Genomic DNA, 3,264 nt, shown 5'->3' with positions numbered 1-3,264 from the left:
GGCGCTGGCCGCGATGCGCCGGATCACCGCCAACTACCGCCTGCCGGCGGACGCCTGCCAGACGTACTGCGCGCTGCACGACGGCCTGCAGGCCCTGGAGGCGGACCTGCACGAGCACATCCACCTGGAGAACAACCTCCTGTTCCCCAGGAGCGAGGCGCTCGAAGAGGACATGAACACGAGGCCAGCCTGAACGCTCTCCCGTGCGTGGTCCGACGGCGCGGTAACCGCCGACGAGAGCGCCCGGTGGCGGTTTGCGGGACCCGTTTCTATGGTGAGCACCTGACCGGACATCGCAGCAACCACCAGCCACCGAGAGCGCCGTGCACGACCACCTGCCAGCCCACGACGAACCATCCGGCTGCAGAGACACCGGCTGGCCCTGCCACGACTCCTGCGACGTGCGCCACTTCGAGCTGGTGCGGCAGTGCGACGTGCGGGGGCTGCTGCACTGCCACACTTCGTACGACGGGGGCGCCCACGGCCTGCGGGAGATCAGCGACACCGCGATCGCGCTGGGGCTGGAATACCTGGGGATCACCGACCGCATCCGCCCCGGGCTCCACGGCGAGGGCCTGAGCCCGGCCGCCGTCGCCCGCCAGCGCGATGAGATCGAGGCGATCAACGCGGGCAATCCCGACTTCCGGCTGCTCCACGGCGCCGAGATCGAGACGGAACCGGACGGCGCGCTGCCGGTGGACGAGGCCTCGCTGTCCAAGTTCGACTACGTCGTGGCGACCCTCGCGACCGACCACGGGCAGGATCCCGAAACGCTCACGCGCCGGGCCGTGCGCGCGGTCATGAACCCCTACGTCAGCATCCTCGGCCACCCCTTCGGCGACTACATGACGATGCCCGGGGAGCTGCCCCTGGACCTCGAGACCGTCCTGCAGGCGGCGGCGCAGGCCGGCGTCGCCATCGAGATCGACGCCATCCCGGCCCACCGCGAGCCCGACTGGCGCAACTGCGTGCGGGCCCAGGAGCTCGGCGTGCGGCTGGTCATCGCCTCGGACGTCCACCGCGCGGCCCGCCTGGGCGACTACCGCCACGGGGCCGAGCTGACCCGCCACGCGGGGCTCTGCTGCCGGCAGATCCTCAACACCCATAACATCGATGAGCTTCTGGATTTCTTCAGCCGCCCCTCCTGTTAGTTTTATAATTACTTATAAGATAAACCCAATGTTTTTCAGTGAGAATGAGCTTGAGTAAGCTGTTCAATGCCTATGTAATCGATAGGTACACTCCTGATTAATGAAGCGCGTCTCGTCAACCCGACCGGCGACCATGGCCGGGCCAGGTTCGCGCTCACCCGTTCCCCTGAAGGAGACCGTCATGCAGCGGATCGATCGTGCCATGCTGGTCCTGGCGATCGTCGGCGGCGCCAGCGCCGCCGTCGCCCAGGATGCCCCCCGCGCCCAGGAAACACGCCCGGCCCAGCCGGTCGAGTTGATCGCTCCCCGCGCCAGTGGCGCCCCCGGCACCACCGCTCCCGCCGACCCCGTCGCCGGCGTCGCGGACATCCCCGAGAACCAGGCTGAACTGCAGGCCCTGAGCAGCGGCGGGCAGCCGTTCGCGCCGCCCGAGGGAGCGACGCTCGGTGTTGCGCCCACCTCTGAAGATTCCAGCGCCGACGAGGTCCGCACGGCCCGCCGCGTCGCCTTCGAGTCCGTCGTGGCCGAGCAGGACACCCGGATCGCGACGCTGGCCGCCCGGCTGCGTGACGTGGCCGGCACCGAGGAGAGCCTCGCCGTCCAGCGCGAGATCGAGCAACTGAAGCGTTCGACGGGCCTGCGCCTGCTCGAGCTGCAGCTCGAGATGGCCCGCACCGACGGCGACGCCGACCGCGCCGCCGGGATCGAGGCCGCGATCGCGGCCTGGGACGCGCCGCATCCCGCGCCGCAGCCCGTCGAGCGTCCCACACCCGTCGCGCCGCGGCGCTAGAAGGCAGGAGGTGCCGACATGCGCAGAATCCTGAGGCTGCTGACGGTGTCGCTCGCCCTGCTGGGCGCCGTCGCCGCGCGGGCCGACCTCGGTCCGCCCATCCACGTCAAGCTGCTCGGCCCGCCGCGGGCCGCCGAACCCGGCGTGCCCTACGAGGGCCGCCTGCAGATCGTGTCCGAGGTGCCCGCGCAGCTCGGCAAGTTCGAGTTCAACGGGGCGGGCTGGCGCGAGATCGCGATCGACGCCACACCCACCGCTTCCATCGACAAGGACCGGCCGCTGGTCATCGACTTCTCGGTCATGACGGACGACCCCGGCCAGTGGCTGGAGTTCACCTTCGAGATGGACGGCGAGACGGTCACCCGGCAGTTCGACCTGTCGCCGTCGCGCGTCGAATCCCTGCTGCGCCCCGGCGCGGTGACCAAGGTCGCGGCGGACGAGGAGGTCCACCCGGTGGACGACGACTCGCGCCTCAAGCCCGAGCCGTCGCCCTCGGACGGGGCCGTGACGCCCGCGCCCGGCAACGGCGAGAAGGCCCGCAACATCCGCGTCCACGGCCGCTTCACCTACCAGCGCTTCGACGGCTGGACCATTGGCGCCGACGGCGTGACCGTGCGCGTCATGGACAACGACTCGCCGTTCGGGTCCCAGCAGCTGGCGGTCCTGACGACCGACGCCCAGGGTTGGTACGACGTCACGTTCTACTGGAACCCAGGGTTCTTCGACGACGCCGAGCCGGACCTGTACGTGCGCTTCGAGGCCGGCAACGGCCGCGTGAACCTCGAGGACGCCACGTGGAGCACGACCTACGCCTGGGAGACCGGCACCACCAACGACTACCTGGGCAGCGACCTCGACATCGGCTGGCTGCAGCCCGGCGACGTCAACCAGCACCCCGCCCTGCACCAGCTCACCGACCTGACCCGCACCTGGCGCTGGTGGATCGGCTACGGCTTCGACACGCCGTTCGTGCGCTGCAACTGGCCCAACGGGGCCGTGGGCGCCTTCTACAACGGCGAGATCTACGTCAGCACCGGCGAGCAGTGGAACGAGGACGTCCACAGCCACGAGTACGGGCACCACTGGATCCAGAACTTCGCCATCAACACCACGCCCGACTACTGCAACGGCATCTGCGACAACGGCGGCTGCGGCCACTGCATCTGGTGCCGCGAGACCGACCACGACGCCTTCAACGAGGGCTACCCCGACTGGATGGGCGACGTGATCCCGGGCAGCTTCGCCGCCGTGTACGGGCGGGCCGCCTCGTCGGTCTACGACATGGAGAACGTGTCCTCGTGCGGCCCGTCGTGGGACGACCCG

Annotated in this window: 4 protein-coding genes; all 4 read left to right on the top strand. The window is 69.8% G+C overall.

Annotated elements, in window-relative coordinates; translation table 11 throughout:
• Positions 1 to 193, top strand: a 193-nt coding sequence (locus tag Q7W29_03110; protein ID MDO9170799.1) for an iron-sulfur cluster repair di-iron protein, incomplete at its 5' end; no start/stop codon positions are given.
• A 130-nt stretch (positions 194 to 323) separates the two neighbouring features.
• Positions 324 to 1,151 carry a hypothetical protein gene (locus Q7W29_03105; protein MDO9170798.1) on the top strand — a complete coding sequence of 276 codons (828 nt, stop codon included), beginning with the start codon at positions 324 to 326 and terminating at the stop codon, positions 1,149 to 1,151.
• Positions 1,152 to 1,332: 181 nt separating this feature from the next.
• On the top strand, positions 1,333 to 1,941 hold the full coding sequence (locus Q7W29_03100; GenBank protein ID MDO9170797.1) for a hypothetical protein: 609 nt from the start codon (positions 1,333 to 1,335) through the stop codon (positions 1,939 to 1,941).
• Between the two features lie 18 nt (positions 1,942 to 1,959).
• The coding region (locus Q7W29_03095; GenBank protein ID MDO9170796.1) for a hypothetical protein at positions 1,960 to 3,264 on the top strand (1,305 nt) is incomplete at its 3' end.

The organism is bacterium (assembly GCA_030654305.1).
In the GTDB taxonomy this organism is placed as follows: Bacteria; Krumholzibacteriota; Krumholzibacteriia; order LZORAL124-64-63; family LZORAL124-64-63; genus PNOJ01.
The sequence above is the reverse complement of the archived record's forward strand: the minus strand, read 5'-3'. Positions and strand labels throughout refer to the sequence as shown.

What these genes read in the sequence shown, in the direction of transcription:
- Q7W29_03100 (MDO9170797.1), top strand. Translation starts at nt 1,333, where the DNA reads ATGCAGCGGATCGATCGTGCCATGCTGGTCCTGGCGATCGTCGGCGGC.